The organism is Hoeflea sp. AS60, from assembly GCF_038900115.1.
Classification (GTDB): domain Bacteria; phylum Pseudomonadota; class Alphaproteobacteria; order Rhizobiales; family Rhizobiaceae; genus Hoeflea.
In genome coordinates, this window is record NZ_JBBMQP010000004.1 from 129,421 (window position 1) to 147,019 (window position 17,599).

General features: G+C 59.6%; 16 protein-coding genes. 8 read left to right on the forward strand and 8 right to left on the reverse strand.

Annotated features, from left to right (window positions below; translation table 11 throughout):
• Genes pcaF through pcaC form a run of 6 tightly spaced genes read right to left on the reverse strand, consistent with a single transcriptional unit; the run spans position 1 to position 4,626 of the window.
• Positions 1–1,206, reverse strand: coding sequence for a 3-oxoadipyl-CoA thiolase (pcaF, locus tag WNZ14_RS21035; RefSeq protein ID WP_342870648.1), 1,206 nt, complete (start codon positions 1,204–1,206; stop codon positions 1–3).
• Positions 1,206–2,000, reverse strand: a complete 795-nt coding sequence (locus tag WNZ14_RS21040; RefSeq protein ID WP_342870649.1) for a CoA-transferase subunit beta — start codon at positions 1,998–2,000, stop codon at positions 1,206–1,208. The genes pcaF and WNZ14_RS21040 overlap by 1 nt, the downstream gene beginning before the upstream one ends.
• Entirely contained in the window at positions 1,997–2,851 is an 855-nt protein-coding gene (locus tag WNZ14_RS21045; RefSeq protein ID WP_342870650.1) for a CoA transferase subunit A, read from the reverse strand. Before WNZ14_RS21045 ends, WNZ14_RS21040 begins: the two co-directional genes overlap by 4 nt.
• Before the next feature lie 14 nt (positions 2,852–2,865).
• Positions 2,866–3,492 carry a protocatechuate 3,4-dioxygenase subunit alpha gene (pcaG, locus tag WNZ14_RS21050; RefSeq protein ID WP_342870651.1) on the reverse strand — a complete coding sequence of 209 codons (627 nt, stop codon included), beginning with the start codon at positions 3,490–3,492 and terminating at the stop codon, positions 2,866–2,868.
• A gap of 1 nt (position 3,493) precedes the next feature.
• Positions 3,494–4,234 carry a protocatechuate 3,4-dioxygenase subunit beta gene (pcaH, locus tag WNZ14_RS21055; RefSeq protein WP_342870652.1) on the reverse strand — a complete coding sequence of 247 codons (741 nt, stop codon included), beginning with the start codon at positions 4,232–4,234 and terminating at the stop codon, positions 3,494–3,496.
• Positions 4,231–4,626: a 4-carboxymuconolactone decarboxylase gene (gene pcaC / locus WNZ14_RS21060; RefSeq protein WP_342870653.1), complete on the reverse strand. Its 396-nt coding sequence runs from the start codon at positions 4,624–4,626 to the stop codon at positions 4,231–4,233. The genes pcaH and pcaC overlap by 4 nt, the downstream gene beginning before the upstream one ends.
• A 91-nt stretch (positions 4,627–4,717) precedes the next feature.
• Here pcaC and pcaQ point away from each other — a divergent pair, with 91 nt between their 5' ends.
• On the forward strand, positions 4,718–5,635 hold the full coding sequence (gene pcaQ / locus WNZ14_RS21065; RefSeq protein ID WP_342870654.1) for a pca operon transcription factor PcaQ: 918 nt from the start codon (positions 4,718–4,720) through the stop codon (positions 5,633–5,635).
• A gap of 124 nt (positions 5,636–5,759) precedes the next feature.
• Positions 5,760–6,536 (forward strand): DeoR/GlpR family DNA-binding transcription regulator, encoded by a 777-nt coding sequence (locus tag WNZ14_RS21070; protein WP_342870655.1) that lies wholly within the window; start codon positions 5,760–5,762, stop codon positions 6,534–6,536.
• On the opposite strand, the gene WNZ14_RS21075 is transcribed toward WNZ14_RS21070, so the two are convergent.
• Positions 6,533–7,330 (reverse strand): pyrroline-5-carboxylate reductase dimerization domain-containing protein, encoded by a 798-nt coding sequence (locus WNZ14_RS21075; protein WP_342870656.1) that lies wholly within the window; start codon positions 7,328–7,330, stop codon positions 6,533–6,535. The two genes, WNZ14_RS21070 and WNZ14_RS21075, sit on opposite strands and share 4 nt — an antisense overlap.
• Before the next feature lie 437 nt (positions 7,331–7,767).
• Here WNZ14_RS21075 and WNZ14_RS21080 point away from each other — a divergent pair, with 437 nt between their 5' ends.
• Together WNZ14_RS21080 and WNZ14_RS21085 are read left to right on the forward strand one after the other, a co-directional pair.
• On the forward strand, positions 7,768–8,913 hold the full coding sequence (locus WNZ14_RS21080) for an efflux RND transporter periplasmic adaptor subunit (protein WP_342870657.1): 1,146 nt from the start codon (positions 7,768–7,770) through the stop codon (positions 8,911–8,913).
• Positions 8,910–12,053 (forward strand): efflux RND transporter permease subunit, encoded by a 3,144-nt coding sequence (locus tag WNZ14_RS21085; protein WP_342870658.1) that lies wholly within the window; start codon positions 8,910–8,912, stop codon positions 12,051–12,053. The genes WNZ14_RS21080 and WNZ14_RS21085 overlap by 4 nt, the downstream gene beginning before the upstream one ends.
• Before the next feature lie 93 nt (positions 12,054–12,146).
• Here the strand turns inward: WNZ14_RS21085 and WNZ14_RS21090 are convergent, their stop codons facing one another.
• Positions 12,147–13,118, reverse strand: a complete 972-nt coding sequence (locus tag WNZ14_RS21090) for an SLAC1 anion channel family protein (RefSeq protein WP_342870659.1) — start codon at positions 13,116–13,118, stop codon at positions 12,147–12,149.
• A gap of 580 nt (positions 13,119–13,698) precedes the next feature.
• Between WNZ14_RS21090 and WNZ14_RS21095 the strand changes: the two genes are divergently transcribed.
• Genes WNZ14_RS21095 through WNZ14_RS21110 form a run of 4 tightly spaced genes read left to right on the forward strand, consistent with a single transcriptional unit; the run spans position 13,699 to position 17,574 of the window.
• A complete protein-coding gene (locus WNZ14_RS21095) occupies positions 13,699–14,751 on the forward strand; it encodes an ABC transporter ATP-binding protein (RefSeq protein ID WP_342870701.1) in 1,053 nt (350 codons plus the stop codon).
• Positions 14,748–15,644, forward strand: a complete 897-nt coding sequence (locus WNZ14_RS21100) for an ABC transporter permease (RefSeq protein WP_342870660.1) — start codon at positions 14,748–14,750, stop codon at positions 15,642–15,644. The genes WNZ14_RS21095 and WNZ14_RS21100 overlap by 4 nt, the downstream gene beginning before the upstream one ends.
• Positions 15,641–16,474, forward strand: coding sequence for an ABC transporter permease (locus tag WNZ14_RS21105; RefSeq protein ID WP_342870661.1), 834 nt, complete (start codon positions 15,641–15,643; stop codon positions 16,472–16,474). The genes WNZ14_RS21100 and WNZ14_RS21105 overlap by 4 nt, the downstream gene beginning before the upstream one ends.
• 32 nt (positions 16,475–16,506) lie before the next feature.
• Complete coding sequence (locus WNZ14_RS21110) at positions 16,507–17,574, forward strand: extracellular solute-binding protein (RefSeq protein WP_342870662.1); 1,068 nt, start codon at positions 16,507–16,509, stop codon at positions 17,572–17,574.
• Positions 17,575–17,599: the final 25 nt, after the last annotated feature.

Below are 17,599 nucleotides of genomic sequence, written 5' to 3' on the forward strand. Positions count from 1 at the left end.
TCAGACCCGTTCCAGCGCGATGGCGATGCCCTGGCCTACGCCTATGCACATGGTGGCGAGTGCCAGCTTTTCGTTGCGCACAGCCAGTTCAAGGGCTGCGGTGCCGGTGATGCGGGCGCCGGACATGCCGAGCGGATGGCCAAGTGCGATGGCGCCGCCATTCGGGTTGATGTGATCGGCGTCTTCCTGCAGCCCAAGCTGGCGCAGGACGGCGATGCCCTGGCTGGCGAAAGCCTCGTTGAGTTCGATGACGCCGAAATCGGACGGCTTCAGGCCAAGACGTGCACAGAGCTTCTGCGTCGCGGGAGCAGGGCCGATCCCCATTATCCGCGGCTCGACACCGGCAGTGGCGCCGCCGAGAATGCGGGCGATCGGCGTGAGGCCATGCTTTTTCGCTGCGGCTTCGCTGGCGATGATCAGGGCTGCTGCACCGTCATTGACGCCGGACGCGTTGCCAGCGGTCACGCTGCCGCCAGCGCGGAACGGGGATTTCAGCTTTGCCAGTTGCTCAAGCGTGGTCTGCGGACGCGGATGTTCGTCGGTATCCACGACAATAGGGTCGCCTTTACGCTGGGGAATTTCCACCGCAACGATTTCCTTGGCGAAACGGCTTGAAGCTTGCGCCTTGCCGGCGCGGGTCTGGCTGCGCAGTGCGAAGGCATCCTGATCGGCGCGGCTGATGTCATAATCCTCGGCGACGTTCTCGCCGGTTTCAGGCATCGAATCGACACCATACTGGGACCTGAGAGCCGGGTTGACGAAACGCCAGCCGATGGTGGTGTCGTAGATTTCGGCATTGCGCGAAAAGGCCGTGTCTGCCTTGGGCATGACGAACGGTGCGCGCGACATGCTCTCGACGCCGCCGGCGATGACCAGTTCAGCTTCGCCCGAACGGATGATGCGCGCGGCAGCAAGCACCGCGTCCATGCCCGATCCGCAGAGGCGGTTGAGCGTGGTTCCGGGAACCGAGACCGGAAGTCCTGCGAGCAGGGTGGCCATGCGGGCGACGTTGCGGTTGTCTTCGCCAGCCTGGTTGGCACAGCCGTAATAGACCTCGTCGATTGTGGCCCAATCGACATTTGCATTGCGTTCCTTCAAAGCGCGCATCGGGATTGCGCCCAGATCATCGGCGCGGACGCCAGCCAGGGCGCCGCCAAAACGGCCAATCGGGGTGCGGACATAATCACAAATGAATGCTTCGGCCATCAGGCGGCTTCTCCAGTTTTTCCGCCCGAATGGGCGGCTTTGGTGCGGGCGTTGAGATCACGCAGGGTTTTGAGCTCAATCTCGGTTGGGCTCGGGGTCTCACCCAGTTCATCTGCAAACCGCACGGTCCAACCGCATTCGGCCTGAACCATCTCGCGGGTGACGCCGGGGTGCAACAGAACCACGGTGAACTCGTGTGTTACAGGATCAGTCCGCCAGACCGCAAGGTCAGTCACCATCAGTGTCGGGCCCTTGGTGGTGATCCCGAGCCGTGCCCGGTGGTCGCCACCTTCGCCGTGGCCGAAACTGGTGAAGAAGTCGATCTTTTCGACCATGGCGCGTCTGGATTGCTTGAGCGTGATGAAGATCTCGCCGCAGGATGAGGCAATTTCCGGTGCACCGCCGCCGCCGGGCAGGCGGGTCTTGGGATGATCGTAATCGCCGATCACGGTGGTGTTGATGTTGCCGAAGCGGTCGATCTGGGCGGCGCCGAGAAAGCCCACGGTCACGCGTCCGCCCTGAAGCCAGTAACGAAACATCTCGGGCACCGAGACAGTGGTGACCGCCGTTTCGCTGAGTTCACCATCGCCGATGGACAGCGGCAGAACAGATGGCGCGGTGCCGATTGTGCCGCTCTCATAAATCAGGGTCACGTCGGGCGCATGGGTGAGCCGGGCAACGTTGCAGGCAGCCGATGGCGCGCCGATGCCGACGAAGCAGACATCGGTGTTTTTCAGCGCACGTGCAGCGGCGATGGTCATCATTTCAGTGGGGGTGAAATCTGTCTGGCTCATGCCGGGCTCCTGAGGTGGCTGATCCGGTCGGCAAAATCCTCCGGCTTGGCCTCGAGTACGTTGTCTTTCATCCAGGCGAGGAAAGTGTCGCGTTCGGCTGCAATCTTGTCCCAGGCGATGTAGCTCGCATTATCGCGCGAATAATAACCGTGGGCATAGGACGGATGAGCTCCGCCCGGCACCTCACAGATCGCGCTGACGGTCCAGCCGGGCAGCACGCAGGCATTGGGATGGGCGGACAGATGGTCGACGATTTCCTCTACCGTCACCACCGAGCGCTTGGCCGCAAGAACAGCTTCCTTCTGCACGCCGACGATGCCCTCGATCAGCACGTTGCCTTTTCGGTCGGCTTTCTGGGCGTGAATGAAGGTGACGTCGGGGCGGATGGCCGGGACCGCAGCCAGTTCCTCGCCGGTGAACGGGCAGGTGACCGATTTGATGTTGGGATTGACCTTGGCCAGTTCCGCGCCCTTGTAGCCGCGAAAGGCTGCAAAGGGCAGGCCGGCTGCGCCCGCCTCATAGGCGTTGGCCATGGCGGCGTGGGAATGTTCCTCGATTTCGAGTTTATGCGGCCAGCCGTTTTCGACCGCGTCGCGCAAGCGCCTGAGCAGGCCGACGCCCGGATTGCCGGCATAGGAGAAGATCAACTTCTTGACCATGCCCATGCCAATCAGTTGGTCGTAGATGACATCAGGCGTCATGCGCACCAGGGTCAGATCCTTGATGCCCTGGCGAATTGCCTCGTGCGCGCTCGCGTGCGGGATCAGATGGGTGAAACCCTCAAAGGCGACGGTATCACCCGAGTTGAGATTTTGCGCTACCGCTTCGGGCAACGTCATGAATTGCGCCATGATCTGCTTCTCTCTCATATATCGAAGAAAACGGTTTCCTGCGGGCCCTGCAGGTGAATGTCGAGGCTGTAGTGACCTGCTCCGCCCTTGGCGATCATCGTCGCCACCCGTTCGCGGGGGTCGATGCGCGCCAGAACCGGATCGCTGGCATTGGCCTCTGTTTCGTCCTCGAAATAGATCCGGGTGTTGAGCCCCAGATTAATGCCGCGGGACACGATCCAGATGTTGATGTGAGGTGCCTGCGGGCGGCCGTCGGAAAACGGAACCCGACCGGGCTTGATGGTTTCGAAACGAAATTGGCCGGTTTCGGCATCGGCGGCGCACCGGCCCCAGCCAGTGAAGGCAGGATCGGCGGTTCCGCGCTGCTCGGCATGGCTGTTGTACAATCCATCAGCATCGGCCTGCCAGATTTCAACCAGAACGTCCTTGAGCGGCGCTCCGGCACCGTCGATGACGCGGCCTTCCACAGTGATGCGGTCGCCGCTGGTCTTGTCCGTGACCATCACGGTGCCGAGGTCGGTGTCGTAGACGCCGGTGATGCCGGAGAAATTCGGCGTCAGTCCGATATGAACATAGGGGCCTGCGGTCTGGGACGGCGATTCCTTGAAGGGGTAGAGCGGTGTCTGCGCAATGTCGGTCATGTCAGTTGCCCTCCAAGCGGTTTTCGAACAGCGTCAAGCGGCTGCCGCGCAGAATGACATCGAAGCGGTAGGTGAGCGAATCCATCGGAGCCGAGGCGTTCATGTCGAGCCGTGCTACCAGGGTTTCGATTGCGGCGGGATCCTTGATTGTCCTCACGATCGGGCACAGCGGGATCAACGGATCGCCTTCGAAATACATCTGTGTGATCAGGCGCTGGGCAAAGGCCTGGCCGAAGACTGAAATGTGGATGTGAGCCGGCCGCCAGTCATTCGGACCGTTGGGCCAGGGGTAAGGGCCAGGACGGATGGTGCGGAAGGCATAGGCACCATCATCGCCCGAGATTGTGCGTCCGCAGCCGCCGAAGTTGGGATCGAGTGGCGCCAGATAACCATCCTTCTTGTGACGATAGCGCCCGCCGGCATTGGCCTGCCAGAACTCGAGCAGGACACCCGGGACCGGCTGTCCTCGCTCATCGAGTACGCGTCCCTGAACGACAATGCGCTCGCCGATGGCGCTCATGCCGGGCTGGGCAAAATTCAGCGTCAGGTCATTGTCGAGCTTGCCGATGAGATCGTGGCCGAACGCAGGGCCAGTGGTTTCCGAAAGGCTGTTGGCGAAAGCCACAAGCGGCCTTTGCGGCGAACGCAGAACGGTAGACTTGTAGCCCGGATCGTAGGCCTTGGGGTGCCAGGACCGATCGCGTGGAAAGTAGTTTGTGACGGGTGGGGTCTTCGATGTCATGAGCTGGCTCCGCTCGAAGCGGTTTTCATTTCGGCCAGCGTCCGCTTGGCGATGCGGAATGCGGTGTTGGCTGCAGGAACGCCTGCGTAGATCGCCACATGCATAAGGGCTTCACAGATGTCTTCTTCGGTGGCGCCGGTGTTGGCCGTGGCGCGGACGTGCATGGCGACTTCTTCCTCGTGCCCGAGGGCCGCCAGCAGCGCGATGGTGACAATCGAGCGGTCGCGCTTGCTCCAGTTTGGCCGCGACCAAAGGCCTTCCCAGGCGCTTGATGTGATCAGATCCTGAAACGGGGCGTCGAAGGGTGTCTTTGCTGCAATGGACCTGTCGACATGGGCGTCGCCCAGCACAGACCGGCGCGTTTGCTCGCCAGTGGATTTTGCTTCCGCCATTAGATCCTCCCTGCCAATCCAAGACCTACTTTACATACTGGAATGGAAATGAATAATGATTTCTTGAGACAACAATGATCGCGGAACTGGTATGGATATCTCGCGTCGCATCAAGATCCGGCATCTGGAAGCCTTTGTCGAAGTGGCGCGACAGAAGAGCGTCGGCCGTGCCGCGATCACCTTGTCGCTGACGCAGCCGGCGGTGACGCGGACCATTCGCGAACTCGAAGAGATCGTAGGCGCAGCACTGATCGAGCGGGACGGGCGGGGCATCCGGCTGTCGCATCAGGGCGAGGTCTTCCTTTCGCATGCCGGATCTGGACTTGCGGCTGTGCGCGGCGGTATCGCGGCGCTCGCCAATGTCGCCACAACCACTGGTCCGCCAGTGCGCATTGGTGCGCTGCCGACCGTGTCGGCCACCATCATGCCGGCCGCAGTGGTTGAATTCCTGGCGTCCGGATTGAAGAGCCCGCTCAGGGTTACGACCGGCGAGAACCGGGTGCTGCTCGACCAGCTGCGCAAGGGTGATCTCGACCTGGTGATGGGGCGGATGCCTGCGCCCGAAAACATGACAAGCCTCAGGTTCGAGCCGTTTTATCGGGACCGGGTGGTCTTCATTGTTGCGAAAACGCATCCGCTGTCGGGACAGCGGCAGGTGGCGGCCGACATTCTCTCGCGCCACCCGGTTCTGGTGCCGCCCGCAGGATCGATCATCCATCCCTTTGTCGAGCGGGTGATGCTGGAACAGGGTATGGCGGCGCCGGTGCAGGCGGTGGAGACCGTGTCTGACAGTTTCGGCCGCGCCTTCCTGCGGTCGACAAATGCGATATGGATCATTTCGCGCGGCGTGGTGGCGGCCGAGCTCGCGTCGGGCGAGTTTGTCGAATTGCCGATCGACACCGGCTCGACCATGGGCGCGGTCGGCCTGATCACACGCGACGTCGACCGGCCGCATGATGCGGCGCTGTTCTTTGCCGATATCCTGAGGCGGCGTACGGCCCAGAGCTGATTGGTGCTTGCGCAGCCTGTCTGGTTGAAACCAGACAACTCACGAAACGCGGAACGGATTTTGACTTTCGTTTCTTTCGTTTTAGAGTGAACACGAAACCAGACAATCTCGGGAATCGATGCCGATGTACCTTGCGCCGCGCCATTCTGAAATTATCGAACTTGCCAAAACCGAAGGCAGGGTTCTGGTGGACGATCTGGCCAGCCGGTTTGAGGTGACGCCGCAGACTATCCGCAAGGACCTCAATGATCTGTGCGACCGGCAATTGCTGATGCGCATTCACGGCGGTGCGGTGATTCCGTCGAGCACACAGAACATGGAATATGCACAGCGCGGCAAGATTGCCGCAGAGGAAAAACAGACTATAGGCGATGCTGCCGCAGCGCTGATCCCGGACAATGCGTCGCTGTTCATCAATATTGGCACCACCACCGAGGCGGTGAGCCAGGCGCTTTTGCGGCATGGGCGGTTGATGATCATCACCAACAACATCAATGTCGCCAACAGAATGCGTCCCTATACCCAGTTCGAGGTGGTGATCGCCGGTGGCGTGGTGCGCGCATCCGACGGGGGGATCGTCGGGGAGGCGGCCGTTGATTTCATCCGCCAGTTCAAGGTGGATTATGCGGTGATCGGCACATCGGCGATTGATCCGGACGGAGCGCTGCTCGACTACGATTTCCGAGAGGTGAAGGTGGCACAGGCGATCATCGCCAATGCGCGTCAGGTGATCCTAGTTGCCGACTCGACCAAGTTCGAGCGCACCGCGCCGGTGAGGATCGGCCATCTCGAACAAGTCGATACATTTGTCACCGATCTTTGCCCTGACGACAGGGTTCGTAAGATCTGCCGCGATTTTGATGTCGAACTGATCGAAACCAAGCGTCTATCAGACAACTAGCGGATGTTGCGCGCTTTCTCGACTGCGGCATCAAGGCCTGCTGCGATGGCGTCCCTGATTGGCGAATTCTTCATTCGGTTGAGACCCGCGGCGGTGGTGCCCGCATATTCGACCATCTCCTGCACATGGTCAGATGGTGTGGCCTTGCCATGGGCCAGCATGGCGCCGGCGGAGAAGAACAGCTGGCGAATGGCTCGATCCGCGATTTCAGGTGAAATGCCGGCTTTGACTGCATAGTCGATCATGCATTCGGCGTAGTAAGCGACGAAACCCGGGACCGGCCCGGTCATAGCGGTAAAGTGATCGAGGTGAGCCTCGTCAGCGATTTCATCGGTCGACCCGCAGGCCTCGAAAATTGCTGCGACCGTGGCTCGATTGCCGTCATCGATTTCGGCAGTAGCGACCCAGGGCGAGTAGGCCAGCCCGATTGCCGCGGCCGGGCTGCAGACGGCCCGGACAATCCGGTCAGAGCCTGTGAGGCTTCGAAGCTCGTCGATCCCGATCCCGGCCATCACCGAAATCACCAGTTTTCCCGGAACCTGAACCGACGCCTGAGAAGCTGATGCCGGCGGAACAGAGAGAATGACCACGTCACAGGCTTCGGACAATTGTTTGTTGTCGGTGGTAAAATTGACTTGCGGAAATTGCTCGAAGCCCGCCTTGCTGCCGGTTCTGTTCGAGATCCAGAGATCTGTTTCCTCGACAGCCTTGCGATCGAGCAGCGCGGTTGAAATGGCACTTCCGAGCATGCCCGAGCCGCCTATGATGCCAATTGAGAGTGCGTTCTCCGTCATCAGAATCTCTCCCGAGTGCAATCAATCAAATATGACCGAAGTGTAGCCCGATTCCCGTATTTGGAAACCGGCCGAGAGAGCAGGGTGAGATCCGTGTGCGATCTGCAACTGCAGACCAGGCAGTTGCTCGATAGAAGCCCTTTATTATCAATAGGCTGTGATTGCCAGACGCTCAGTGGGGACTGACTGCGATCAATGAATTTGGTGATACACATTGCTAAAGCTTAACCTGTTGCCGTGAAGCCACTTTGCCCAGCCGTTTGAGCCTCGAGTGATCAATTCGGACCAAGGTTCCTTTTCGGCCCGAAAGTTGCCATTATATAGGCTTCGACGCGAAAGCCCGTTCACGGTTGCAACAACCGATGGTATGCGCCCAAATCGGGCGCTTCCGGTCTATCGGAGCCTCAGCGCAGAACTAATGTAAGAGCAGGTTCAATATGGCTATGCCAAGGTTTCATACCGTCGCAGCATTCGTGGTTCTGGGCGTTTCCGCCGCATGGGTGCTTACCGGCGAATTTTCGTCGATCGGCAGTGCTGCGCAGGATACGACCAGCGATGAGCCGAAGGTCGAGCAAGCCGCCGCTTCCACCGAGAAGATGTTGCGCACGGTGGCGGTGATCGAGCCTGCCTTTATCCAGCACCACCGCATCATACGGATCTCCGGGGTGACTGCGCCGGACAAGCGAACCACGCTTGCCACCCGCAGCGCCGGGATCCTGGGCGAGCTCAAGGTCAAGAAGGGCGATACGGTTCAGGCCGGCGATGTCGTTCTGGTGCTTGATGGCGCTGAAAAGCAGGCGATGGTGGACACCGCAAGAGCCCTTTTGGACCAGCGCAAGAAGGAAGCCGACAACATCGAGCGCCTGGTCAAGAACGGGATCTCGCCGTCAACGCAGAGCGATGTTGCTCGTTCGGCGCTGGCCTCGGCGCGTTCGCAACTCGAAGCGGCTCAGGCCGATATCGACCGCCTGACAGTGGTTGCTCCGTTTGGTGGTATCATCGACCAGGTGATGGTCGAGGAGGGCAGCTGGCTGCCTTCGGGCGAAGCGGCGGCCGTGCTTCTGCAACTCGATCCTGTGGTGGCGCTCGGCGAAGTCAGCGAACGCGAAATTGCCCACGTCACCGTCGGCAGCTCGGCCGACGTGCGGTTGATCAGCGGAGACGTTGTTTCCGGCACTGTCCGCCACATCAGTCTGGAAGCAACGTCGGGCACACGCACGTTCCCGATCGAAGTTGCCATTGATAATCCGGAAAACACGATTCCCTCGGGAATGACCGCCGAAATCATGATCAGGTCCGAGGCCGTGACGGCAGTCAAGCTGCCGCGCTCCGTGGTAACACTGGATGCAGCTGGTAATCTCGGTTTGAGGATCCTCAAAGCCGACAACACGGTGGGCTTCGTGCCAATCGACCTGATCGACGATTCTCCCTCGGGTCTGATTTTGAGCGGCGTTCCGCAGGACGCCAAGATCATTGTGGCCGGACAGGATCTGGTCAGTGAGGGTGAAACCGTCAATGCAGTGCCTGCCGATGCCACTCTGGTGACCGGTGCGACCGTCAAGTCGACGGAGCAATCGCAATGAATTTCGTCGATGTCGCCATCCGGAATGCGCGGCTGACACTTGCCGTTCTCCTGTTCCTGATCATCGCCGGAACGATGGCCTATATCTCGATTCCCAAGGAAGCCGAGCCGGACATCCAGATCCCGATCATCTATGTGAGCCTGACCTATCAGGGGATTTCGCCTGAGGATTCGGAGCGGTTGCTGCTGCGTCCGATTGAAAGCAAGCTCAAGAACATCACCGGCATCAAGGAGATGCGCTCGACTGCCTATCAGGGCGGCGGCAATGTGGTGATCGAGTTCATGGCCGGCGCCGATCTTGGCAAGGCGCTCGATGACGTGCGCAACAAGGTTTCCGACGCCAAGCCGGACCTGCCGCAAGGCGCAGAAGAGCCGACGGTCAACGAGGTCAATATCTCCGAGTTCCCGGTGCTGGTGGTGACACTTGCAGGCGACGTGCCCGAGCGTGCATTGACCCGTGCCGCGCGCGAACTTCGTGACCGGATCGAGGAGGTCAACGGTGTTCTTGATGCGTCGCTGCAGGGCGCGCGCGATGATCTGGTTGAGGTGATCATTGATCCGGTGAAGCTGTCCTCCTACGGCTTGCAGCTCGACCAGCTGATCGCCGGGGTCAATGAATCCAACTCCGTGGTTGCGGCGGGCGCAATGGAAGGGGACGAGGGGCATTATGCGGTCAAGGTGCCGTTGCTGATCGAAACCCCCGAGGATGTCGCCAATCTGCCGATCATCGCGGGACCCAACGCCGTTGTGCGTGCGCGCGATCTTGCCACCATCCGCTCGACCTTCAAGGACGCGGAGACCATTACCCGGCTGAACGGCAAGCCGGCGATCGCGATCGAAGTCTCCAAGCGCACCGGCGCGAACCTGATCGAGACCGTGGATGCGGTCAAGGTGGTGGCAAACGAGTTCAAAACGTTGTTGCCGGAAGGCGCTGTCATCGGCTTCAGCCAGGACAAGTCGACCTCGATTAGGCAGCTGTTGAGCGATCTGCAGAACTCGGTGCTGACCGCGGTGATCCTGGTGTTCATCGTCATCCTTTATGCGCTGTCGGGCAGGGCCTCGCTGTTGATCGGCTTTGCCATTCCGGCGTCGTTCCTGATGGGCATTCTGGCGCTGTCACTGGCCGGGCTGACGGTCAATATCGTGGTGCTGTTCAGTCTTATCCTGGCAGTGGGCATGCTGGTCGACGATGCCATCATCGTGACCGAGTTTGCCGAACGCCGCATGACCGAGGGCATGGACCGGAAAGAGGCCTTCTCGCTGGCGGCCAAGCGCATGGCCGGTCCGGTGGTTGCAGCGACGCTGACCCGTGTTGCGGCGTTTTCGCCGCTCCTGTTCTGGCCCGGGATGGTCGGCGAGTTCATGAAATACATGCCGATCACCCTGATCGCCACGCTTTCTGCCTCGCTGCTCTATGCGCTCGTGTTCACGCCGACGCTGGGTGCGATGTTTGCCAAGCCGACCATCGACGACGGCCCCAAGCGTGACGGGCTTTACATGCGGTTTGTGGCACGTGCGGTGCGGCACCCGTTCATCGTGGTGTTCTTGACGCTGACAGCCCTGATCGTGGTGCCGGTTGCCTATGGCAAATACGGCAATGGTGTCGAGTTCTTCCCCAATGTCGAACCTGACTATGGCCTGCTCTACGTTCATGCGCGTGGCAACCTTTCGCTGGACGAAAAGGACGCCGCAGTCCGCATGGTTGAAAAGCGGATCATTGGCTGGCCCGGGCTGACCAGTGTCTACACCCGCGTCGGCAAGGTCGGCGGCGGCGGCAACGATGTGGCCGAGGATGTGGTGGGCGTCATCCAGTACGAATTTGTCGACTGGCGGGAGCGCAAGCCGGCGGGAGAAATCCTTGACGACTTCCGGCGTGAACTGACCGGTTTCCCGGGTGTCGATATCGAGGTTCTTGTGCCGGAAGGTGGACCTCCTACCGGCAAGGCGATTCAGATCCAGCTCTCCGCGGTCGATCCGGCGGGGCTGGCCGAGGTTGCCCGTAAGGTGGCCGCGCAACTCAAGGCGACACCCGGTGTCATCGATATTGCAGATGGTCTGCCGCCGCCTGGCGTGGACTGGGAAATCAAGGTGGATCGCGCGGTCGCAGCCCGTTACGGCATAGGCCCGGCTTCGGTTGGCACCGTGGTGCAGCTTGTCACGACCGGGTTGAAACTGACGGACTATCGCCCGGCAGGCGCGGACGACGCGGTTGATATCAGGCTGAGGCTGCCCGAAGACCGGCGCACGCTCGCCACGCTTGATGATCTCAGAATTGAAACCGCCCAAGGGTCGGTACCGATTTCGAACTTTGTCACCCGGGAGCCCGCCGCCAGTGTCGGTACGCTGAGCCGGATTGACGGGGTGCGGACCATCACCGTGTCCGCCGGGATCAATGAAGGGATCCAGGCTGATCCGCTGCGCCAAGGCATCGTTGCCGAACTGGAGAAGGCTGATCTCAATTCAATCGGCATTCGCTGGAAACTGGCGGGCGAGGATGAAGAGCAGAAAGCGGCCAGCGCGTTCCTCGGCAAGGCATTCGGCGCCGCGATCTTCCTGATCTTTGTCGTGCTTCTGGCCCAGTTCAACAATTTCCTCTCGGTGGCACTGGTGCTGTCAGCGGTGGTGATGTCGACCATTGGGGTGTTCCTGGGGCTTTTGATCATGGGGCAGCCGCTCGGCATCGTGATGACCGGTATCGGCATCATTGCGCTTGCGGGTGTGGTGGTGAACAACAACATCGTGCTGATCGACACTTACGACCACCTCAGGCGGGAAGGCAGCGACAAGCTTGAGGCCATTCTCGAGACCTGCCGCGAGCGTGCCCGGCCGGTGGTTCTGACCGCCGTGACCGCGATCCTGGGTGTTCTGCCGATTGCTTTCGGGTTCAATCTCGAAATCATGGCGCATGAGACCACTTACGGCGCCCCGTCAACGCAATGGTGGATCTCGCTGTCGAGCGCGATCGTGTTTGGCCTGGCGTTCTCGACCATTCTGACGCTGGTGGTGACGCCGTCGCTCTTGATGATCGTCACCCGCTCCAAGAACAGCAAGATCACCGCCTGGTGGCAGCGGATGAAAGCCAAGGTTGGGCTTGGCCGCAAGCAGGTTCTGCCTGCGGCAAGGGGAGAGGCCGCGGAGTAACCGCGTTCATCTTTGTACTGACAACAATTCAATGGGCGCTCAGAGATAGCCATCCGAGCGCCCATGTTGTTTGAGCCACCCCTGTTTGCGACCTTATTCCGGCCGACAGATCTCCTTGGCGCGGATGGCCTGTGCGGTGCGCACCAAGAGTGTTGCGACGGCAAAAGCAAGGCAGATGGTCAGGGCAAAGCCGATCAGACGGTGGGCATGGGATCCGGTCTCATTTGCGAAGACGAAAGAGGCGACCGCGAGTGCTGCGACCGGAAATGTCAGTGCCCACCAGGACAAGGCGAATGGCAGCCGGACGAATCGCGGCGCCTGTGTCAGCACGATCAGTGCGAACACATATCCGATATTGAGCAACACGCGGGCGAAGGCGTCGACATCTCCGGTCAGTCGCACCCAGGCGACAAAGGCCACCGCGGGCGGAGCAATCAGGATCACCAATGTCGGCATTAGCCGTGCCGGCAAAGGGTCATGAAAGATCAGGCGGTTCATCACCAGTGTGAGCAGCACGACCCAGAACAGGATGCCGGCCGAGAAGAACAGCCAGGAAAGTTCGGTCATGCCAAAATTGACGCCCGCGAGGGGGACCAGCACATTGCCGACGGCCGGGATGAACCAGGCAGGTGACAGGTGCAGCGGCTGGAAGGTTCGATGTCCGATCCAGTTGGCGATGACACTGAGCGAAAGAATGCCCTGTGCCGCGACCCCGATGCTCCAGATCACGTAGGCCATGCCGGGCACGCTCGGTGCCAGGGCAGTGCTCAGGAGCAGCAGCGAGATGGAGATGGTGGGGAAGAAGGCAATTCGAACCGGATGGTTCCATTCCGCCCGGACCGCATCAGGGTGCCGGACGAGCTTGAGGCCGTAGAAAACGATCAGTACCGCAAACACGGCGACAGCAGTACCGAGGATGAATTGCGAGACGTTGGCTTCAGCTCCTGCGGCTTTCTCCGCAGCGGCCATCGACAGCGACAGCCCAAGCAGCCCCATCATGACTGCAAAGAAAGTGACAGGAAAGTTTTCCAGCCTGTCGGGCTTGGCTCCGTGCATATCGACCATTTTGCAAACAGCTCCTCAATCGGGTTTCCACCGTTCATCTGCCGAAATCTGCCTTGTCGGTCCATGACAAGGATCAAGCGGGACGTGCAGCCGCGGAATTCGGGTGTGACGGCAACGGAGTTGCGTCGACTGGGTCGCACAACAATCTGAAGCGGCAAGATGAACCAATCCGGACTTAAGTCATTCATTCCAATGTCGAAAAATGGAAGACAAGGACGCTGTTTTCTGCGATGTGTTATTGGCTTTGCCGTTTTGCCCTGAACTTTTCTGGATCGAGTCTACGCTTGTACGGGTTGCTGATTTTGTCGTTTTTGAAACATTGCAATGAACGCAAGCGACGTCAAAACTGGTCGATCCAACTTGACATCGCTATCTAATTGCTGAACGATCATTCAATATTGAATGGAAATGCAGTTGCGGATGACTGTGTTTTTCAGCGGTTCAGGTTGGCTGGAAATCAGCCGGTATGGGACTTTCTGGCCGTTGAAGCTTTCAAACAGGAGCGCCTTTGAACACCTCGATACAATCCGATGGAGAGCCTTTATCTGCAAAGGACAATTGTGCAGTTGCAGTTCGCTCCCTGAGCAAAGTGTTTGGCGCCGGCGCCAACGCATTTCGAGCACTTGATGATGTATCGGTGGACATTCAGAAAAACGAGTTTTTCACCCTGCTTGGACCATCAGGCTGCGGGAAAACGACACTCCTGAGATTGATTGCCGGATTTGAGCAGCCATCTTCGGGTGCGGTTCTGCTGGATGGGGTCGACCTCTCGTCAAAGCCGCCTTACCAGCGTCCGGTCAACACGGTTTTCCAGAATTATGCCTTGTTTCCGCATATGACCGTTTCGGAGAATATCTCGTTCGGGCTGGAGATGCTTGGACGACCCAAGGATCAGATCAAATCAGTGACGGCAGACATGTTGCGGCTGGTTCGGCTTGAGGCGATGGCCGATCGCAGGATCACGCAGATTTCCGGCGGGCAACAGCAGCGTGTGGCACTCGCCCGCGCGCTGGCGCCGCAGCCGAAGGTTCTGTTGCTCGATGAGCCGCTGTCGGCGCTTGACCTGCAGCTGCGCAAGGAGATGCAACTCGAGCTCAAGCGGTTGCAGACGGACACCGGCATTACCTTTGTCTTCGTCACCCATGATCAGGACGAGGCATTGACCATGTCGGACCGGATCGCGGTGATGAATGGCGGTGAAATCCTGCAGATCGGATCACCGCGCGAGATCTACGACAAGCCGCAGCACCGGTTCGTTGCAGGCTTTATCGGCGAGATCAATCTGCTGCCGGCCCAGACCATGGGTGAGGGGAACTATTCGATCGCTGGTGTGGGGAACTTGCGCTCCGATGATGCCTCAAACTTGCCCACGCGCGCTGCGGTGACGCTTGCGGTCAGGCCTGAACGGATCGCGCTGTCACAGCCATCGGCGGGCAAACTGCCGGGCGTGATTTCCAATGTGGTGTATCACGGCACCGACACGATCTTTCATTTCAAACTGGCGGATGGCCTGGAGATGCGGGCGCGCTCGCAGAACAACACGGCTGAAAGCCGTTCGTTCGCCAAGGGCGATGACATCGGCTGGTCGGTTGATGCGTCCTCGGTTTCTGTTCTGGCCGATGACCCGTCATGACCCGGGCGGGTAAAAACACGCTGTTTCGCGCTCTGCTGATCGGCCCGGCGCTGCTGGCAATCACTTGCTTCATGATCGTTCCGCTGGGACTGATGGCCTACATCTCGTTCCGAGGCAGGGATTATTCGGGCGGGGTGCTGTGGGACCAATTCAGCACGGAAGCCTATGTAAGGCTGTTCTTCGAACGCGAGCTTGATGGCACGCTTGCGCTGAACCTCAATTACATGTTCATCATCCTGCGTTCGGTCTGGCTGTCGTTCCTGACGATGGTGATCTCGCTGGCTGTGGGTCTGCCGGTGGCGATGTTCATGGCGACGCGGGACCGCAAGTGGAAGGCGGTCCTCGTCTTCATGGTGACGCTGCCGTTCTGGACCAATCTGCTGGTGCGCAATTATGCCTGGATCCTGCTCTTGCGCGATCATGGTACGATCAACTCGACCCTGATGTGGCTCGGGATCATTTCCGAGCCGTTGCCGCTTCTGCACAATGCCTTCGCAGTGGCAGTGGGGCTGACCTATTCGTTTCTGCCGTTCATGGTGCTGCCGATCTATTCGAGTCTCGAGAAGATGGATTTTCGGCTGGTCGAGGCGTCATTCGATCTCTACGCCAATCGCTGGCAAACCATTCGGCGGGTCATTCTGCCGCTGGCGTTTCCGGGCATCGTCGCGGGCTGTGTGCTGGTGTTCGTCCCCGCGCTCGGCGCCTACATCACGCCTGAACTGCTGGGCGGCGGCAAGACGCTGATGATCGGCAATCTGATCGGGTTCCAGTTTGGCGGCGCGCGCAACTGGCCGTTTGGTGCAGCGCTCGGCCTGTTCCTGCTGGCGCTGGTTCTGATCTCTCTCGGGCTTTATGCCCGGCGCTACCGTGGTGAACTGGAGGGATCGCAATGAACCTCAATCCCTTCCGCAGACGCGCCTTTCCGGGCGATGCGCGCCATTGGCCAGGGCTTCTCTTTGCGACTGCGGCGTTCTTTGCCTATGTTTACCTGCCGATCCTGATCCTGATCGCGCTGTCCTTCAACGAGAACCGGACGGTCACTGTCTGGACCGGATTTTCGCTCGACTGGTACCGCGTCGCATTCGAAAACCGCGATATCGTTGCAGCAGCAACCAATTCGCTGATCATTGCATCTGTCGCCTCAGTCAGTGCAACGACGCTTGCGACACTGGCTGCGCTCAGGATGGCGAGCAACGACCGCTTTCTCGGCAAGACCGGGATCAATGCGGTGTTCGCGCTGCCGATCACGGTTCCGGAAATCGTGCCCGCAGTCGCGACGCTGATGTTCTTTGCCAGTCTGGGCCTGACCTTCGGCCTCGGCACAGTGATCATCGGGCACATCGTGTTCTGCATTCCGTTCGCCTATCTGCCGATCCGGGCGCGGCTTGAAGGCATGGACCCGAAAATCGGCGAGGCGGCAGCGGATCTCTATGCCAATCCGATCCGAGCCTTCTGGCGGGTGACGTTGCCGCAACTGATCCCCGGGATCCTTTCGGGCCTGGTGCTCGCCTTCATCATTTCGCTGGATGACTTTGTCACCACGTTCTTTCTCGGCGGTGCGGGTTCGACCACATTGCCGATCTATATCTTCGGTTTGGTGAGAACCGGTGTCACCCCGGAGGTCAACGCGATCTCCTCGCTGATGCTGCTCTTGTCTCTGTCTCTTGTCTCCCTGTCCCTCTTCCTGGGGCGGGATCAAAACCGGAAATCAGGGCCCGGTTGAGACGCAAAGCCCACAAACAATTGGAGCAACTCATGATCAAGACCAACAGGGTAGGAAAGCACACCGCTAAATTGCTGATGGCGTCGGCAATCGCACTCACGACATTCAGCGGCAGTGCGCTGGCTGCAGGTGAACTGCATCTTTACAACTGGACCAACTATTTCGCACCCGACCTGCTCGAGCGCTTCGAGAAGGAAACCGGCACCAAGGTCACCGTCGACAACTTTGCCTCGGAAGAAGATCTTCTGGCCAAGCTGCAGGCTGGCGGCGGCGGCTATGACGTGATCTTTCCAGGCAGCACCACGCTTGGCGTGATGGTTGAAAAGGGCATGCTGGCCAAGATCGAAGTCTCCAAGATGGAGAACTTCAAGAACCTGCTGCCGGCGTTCACGACCATGGCGGGCGATGAGAACCGCGATTATTCGGCACCCTACATGTGGGGCACGACCGGCTTTACATACGATCCTGCAATGGTCCCGGGCGGCAAGATGGAAGAGAGCTGGAAGGCAATTTTCGAACCTGCCGATGAGCTTAAGGGCAAGATCGCCATGCTCAACGAAATGTCAGACGTCTGGAACGCTGCTGCCTATTACAAGGGCATCGACAAGTGCACCGAGGACCCGGCCGAAGCGCAGGTGATTCTCGACGTACTGATGGCGCAGAAGCCTGACGTGAAGCTCTATTCCAATGACGGAACCATCGACCGGATGGTGGCTGGCGAAGTGCCGGTGCACATGCAGTGGAATGGTGCTGCGCACCGCGTGAAGGCCAAGAAGCCTGAAGTGGTCTATGTCTATCCCAAGGAAGGCACCACCTTCTGGACCGACGTTATCGCCGTTCCGAAGGACGCGCCGAACATGGAAGCGGCAAAGACCTTCGTCAACTGGATGATGTCACCTGAAATTGCCGCCATGGCGTCTAACTACACCGGCTATTCCAATGCGGTTGCGGGCTCCGGTGAGTTCCTGAAGGACGATCTGAAGGCTGACCCTGCAGTCAATACGCCTGCTGAATACAATGAGCGCTTGCGTGCTTACAAAGCCTGTTCGCCAGCGTCAAAGGACCTGCGCGAAAAGGTCTGGACCAAGCTCAAGTCCTGATCTGAAAGCTTGAAACAAGAGGCCG

Bases quoted from the DNA above. Each gene is read 5' to 3' on its own strand.
- WNZ14_RS21090 (WP_342870659.1), bottom strand. From the start codon at position 13,118: ATGGTCGATATGCACGGAGCCAAGCCCGACAGGCTGGAAAACTTTCCT.
- pcaH (WP_342870652.1), bottom strand. From the start codon at position 4,234: ATGACATCGAAGACCCCACCCGTCACAAACTACTTTCCACGCGATCGG.
- WNZ14_RS21105 (WP_342870661.1), top strand. From the start codon at position 15,641: ATGAACCTCAATCCCTTCCGCAGACGCGCCTTTCCGGGCGATGCGCGC.
- WNZ14_RS21085 (WP_342870658.1), top strand. From the start codon at position 8,910: ATGAATTTCGTCGATGTCGCCATCCGGAATGCGCGGCTGACACTTGCC.
- WNZ14_RS21080 (WP_342870657.1), top strand. From the start codon at position 7,768: ATGGCTATGCCAAGGTTTCATACCGTCGCAGCATTCGTGGTTCTGGGC.
- WNZ14_RS21070 (WP_342870655.1), top strand. From the start codon at position 5,760: ATGTACCTTGCGCCGCGCCATTCTGAAATTATCGAACTTGCCAAAACC.
- pcaQ (WP_342870654.1), top strand. From the start codon at position 4,718: ATGGATATCTCGCGTCGCATCAAGATCCGGCATCTGGAAGCCTTTGTC.
- pcaF (WP_342870648.1), bottom strand. From the start codon at position 1,206: ATGGCCGAAGCATTCATTTGTGATTATGTCCGCACCCCGATTGGCCGT.
- WNZ14_RS21040 (WP_342870649.1), bottom strand. From the start codon at position 2,000: ATGAGCCAGACAGATTTCACCCCCACTGAAATGATGACCATCGCCGCT.
- WNZ14_RS21110 (WP_342870662.1), top strand. From the start codon at position 16,507: ATGATCAAGACCAACAGGGTAGGAAAGCACACCGCTAAATTGCTGATG.
- pcaC (WP_342870653.1), bottom strand. From the start codon at position 4,626: ATGGCGGAAGCAAAATCCACTGGCGAGCAAACGCGCCGGTCTGTGCTG.
- WNZ14_RS21045 (WP_342870650.1), bottom strand. From the start codon at position 2,851: ATGGCGCAATTCATGACGTTGCCCGAAGCGGTAGCGCAAAATCTCAAC.
- WNZ14_RS21100 (WP_342870660.1), top strand. From the start codon at position 14,748: ATGACCCGGGCGGGTAAAAACACGCTGTTTCGCGCTCTGCTGATCGGC.
- WNZ14_RS21075 (WP_342870656.1), bottom strand. From the start codon at position 7,330: ATGACGGAGAACGCACTCTCAATTGGCATCATAGGCGGCTCGGGCATG.
- pcaG (WP_342870651.1), bottom strand. From the start codon at position 3,492: ATGACCGACATTGCGCAGACACCGCTCTACCCCTTCAAGGAATCGCCG.